This window comes from Bradyrhizobium sp., from assembly GCF_030697065.1.
In the GTDB taxonomy this organism is placed as follows: Bacteria; Pseudomonadota; Alphaproteobacteria; order Rhizobiales; family Xanthobacteraceae; genus Bradyrhizobium.
Genome location: NZ_JAUYQU010000039.1, coordinates 1 through 2,910, shown reverse-complemented (window position 1 = coordinate 2,910; position 2,910 = coordinate 1). Strand labels below are relative to the sequence as shown.

The 2,910-nt window shown below is 66.8% G+C and carries 3 protein-coding genes; 1 reads left to right on the top strand and 2 read right to left on the bottom strand.

The window, feature by feature from the left end; translation table 11 throughout:
• Positions 1–333: iron-containing alcohol dehydrogenase (locus Q8R73_RS02875; RefSeq protein ID WP_305718045.1), on the bottom strand; the 333-nt coding region annotated here is incomplete at its 3' end.
• Between the two features lie 276 nt (positions 334–609).
• The gene (locus Q8R73_RS02870; RefSeq protein ID WP_305718044.1) at positions 610–2,388 is read right to left on the bottom strand and encodes an acyl-CoA dehydrogenase family protein; all 1,779 of its coding nucleotides are present in this window, start codon (positions 2,386–2,388) and stop codon (positions 610–612) included.
• A 71-nt stretch (positions 2,389–2,459) separates the two neighbouring features.
• Here Q8R73_RS02870 and Q8R73_RS02865 point away from each other — a divergent pair, with 71 nt between their 5' ends.
• Positions 2,460–2,762, top strand: a complete 303-nt coding sequence (locus Q8R73_RS02865; RefSeq protein ID WP_305718043.1) for a hypothetical protein — start codon at positions 2,460–2,462, stop codon at positions 2,760–2,762.
• Positions 2,763–2,910 lie beyond the last annotated feature (148 nt).

The following is a 2,910-nucleotide window of genomic DNA, read 5'->3' as shown; positions in this document are numbered from 1 at the left end:
GCAGATCTGCACCGCCTTGGCGCCGTCGGTGATCGAGCCGCCGCCGACCGTGACGATGAGGTCGGCGCCCGCGGCGCGGGCCTGCTCGGAAGCCGCGATCACGGCGGCGCGCGGCGTATGCGCCGGCATCGCAGCGAACGTGCCCGCGCACCGCGAACCCAGCGCGGTCCTGATTTTCTCGATCTCGTCGGTTTCGCGGTTCAATGTGCCGCTGACCATCAGGAAGGCGCGGTCAACCCCGAGGCGATCGACCTGCGCCACGACCGCCTCGGCGGCGGCGGTTCCGAAAACCACCTCGTCCATCGCGCCGAACGCGACACGTCCCTTGTGCACCACTGTCCTCCCATCCTGGTCTTGATCCGACCGTTGCGGGCAATCTAGCGGAGTCCGGGGGGAGGGGAACTGGAAAATGACGGTCGGTTCGTAGTCACGCGGCCCACACTCACTCGTCGTCGCCCGGATTGACCAGGCTTGACCGGGCGATCCAGTACGCCGAGGCCTTTCGGTTGATTGCGGCGACGGCCTCAGGAATACTGGGTCGCCCGGTCGGACCCAGGTCGGACCCGGGCGATGATAACGTGGGGATGAAGCGCTTGCGTGCAGCTTCGGCTACAGCAACCCCGTCACCTCCGCGAGCGTCACCGGCCGCTGCGAGAAAACCAGCTCTGCGGCTTCGCCTTCGTGGTCGCCTTCGGGCGCCAGCGGGTCCTGCACGCTGAGCCGGTGGTCGAGGACCATGCGCGCATAGAGCGCGCGCCGGGCATCCGCGCCCGGCTGGGCGGCTTCCCACGTCATCAGGACGGCGCTGGCGACATGATAGAGCGCGCTTGCCGCCTGCCGCGCATGGGCCTCCAGCGCCGGCTCGGCCGCGACGCGCTCGACCAGCGTCAGTGTCCGCGCCAGCGCGGTGCGCAAACGGTCGCGAAATGCGGCAGGAATGAGCCTGGCGTGATCGAGCAGATTCGTCAGCGCGACCGCCAGCGTGCGGTGCGTGCCGCTCTTGCCGACCGCGCGGGTGAGAATGTCGAGCGCGTTGATGTTGCTGGTGCCCTCCCAGAGCACACCGACATGGGCGTCCCGGATCAGTCTCGCATGCACCCATTCCTCGATGTAGCCGTTGCCGCCGCGGACTTCCATCGCGCCGGTCGCTACCGGAATATTGTCGCGGCAGGCGCGGAATTTCAGCAGCGGCGTGAGGATGCGCAGGCAGTCCTCGGCTGGCGTGGAGCCGGCATTGGCACGGTCCATGGCGCTGGCGGTGAACAGGAACATCGAGAGCGACTGCTCCGCCGGCACGATGATCTTGAGCAACTGGCGGCGCAGCAGCGGATATTCGATGATGGTCTTGCCGAACGCCGTGCGGTGGCGTGCGCAAACCATCGCCTCGTTGACGCAGCGCCGCATCATCGCCGCCGCGCGGACGCCATGCGACAGCCGCGACAAATTGACCTGCTCCATCATCTGCTTGAGGCCGCGGTCGGCCTCGCCGACCATCCAGGCCTCGGCGCCTTCCAGCAGGATCTCGCCCGACGCCATCGAGCGGGTACCGAGCTTGTCCTTGAGCCGGACGATGCGGTAGGCGTTACGGCTGCCGTCCTTCAGCCGGCGCGGCATGGCGAACAGCGCGAGTCCCTTGGTGCCGGCAGGCGCGCCCTCGGGCCGCGCCAGCAGCAGCGCGACATCGGCGTCGGCATGCGAGCAAAACCATTTGTCGCCGCTGAGCCGCCATGTGCCGTCGACCTTGCGGGCGACTGTTTCGATACCGCCGACGTCGGAGCCGCCGGCGCGCTCGGTCATGAACTGCGTGCCCTTCCACATCGTGGCGAGGTCCCCGGACAGCATCTTCGGCAGCAAATAATCCTGCAGTTCGGCGCTGGCGAATTTGCGGATCAGATGGATCGAGGTGTCGGTGACGCTGATCGGGCACATCAGCCCGAACTCGGCCTGCACGAACAGATATTGCAGCGTGTATTTGGCGACCGCCGGCAGCGGACGGTCCATGCCGAGCGTGCCGGCGCGATGGCTCATGGCGTGAAACTGGAAGTCGCCGAACGCGACCTGCTCCATCTCGCGGTAGGAGGAATGGTAGTCGATCCAGTCTTCGTCGCGGCCGAAACGGTCGCGCGGCTGCAGCACCGGCGGGTGCTGGTCGGCGGCTCTGGCGAGTTGGTCGAGCCGCCCGCCAGCCAGGGCGCCGAGGCGATCGAAGTGGGGCTCGAGCCGGGAAAAGTCACGGGGTTGCAGATACAGCCGGAGCAGGTCGCGCAGGCCGCGGTCGATCGAATAGAAATTCTGTCCCGCGCCATCCGGCGCGATGTGATCGGCGCCGTGTTTCGGGTGCTGCGCCGCGGCAGCGCCGGACGAAGGGTGGGACGAAGGCGCGTGCATGGTGGACCTCGTTCTCGTAGCCGGGCGCACACGATGTGCTATAGGGAGTGCTCAACCACAGGAATACTGCAATGGCATCATCGCCTGGCATCGCGACGCTGAGCATCAACGATTTCGAGCCGCATCTCAATGCCGTCTTCGAAATGAGGTCGCCGGGTGGCATAGTGCCGCTGAAGCTCGACAATACCGGATCATGCGGGCAGGCGATCCGCAAGGGCGGCGCGTTCTCGCGGTTGTTCGTCGCTCCCGCCGGTCCGTTTCTGCCGCAGGCGATCTATCCGCTGCAGCACCCGGCGCTCGGCACGCTGGAACTTTTCCTGGTGCCGGTCGGGCCGGTACCGGGCGGCAATGGCTACCACGCGGTGTTCACCTGACGATGGAGGTATGCGCTCGGTCCAGTGTGGCGGACCAGCGCATCAGATCGTAGACGCCCTTGTCCTCCACCGTCTCGAATCCGAGCCGCCGGTACAGCCGGATCGCCGGATTGAATTTCTCGACATGGATCGATACCGCCTTGCCGCA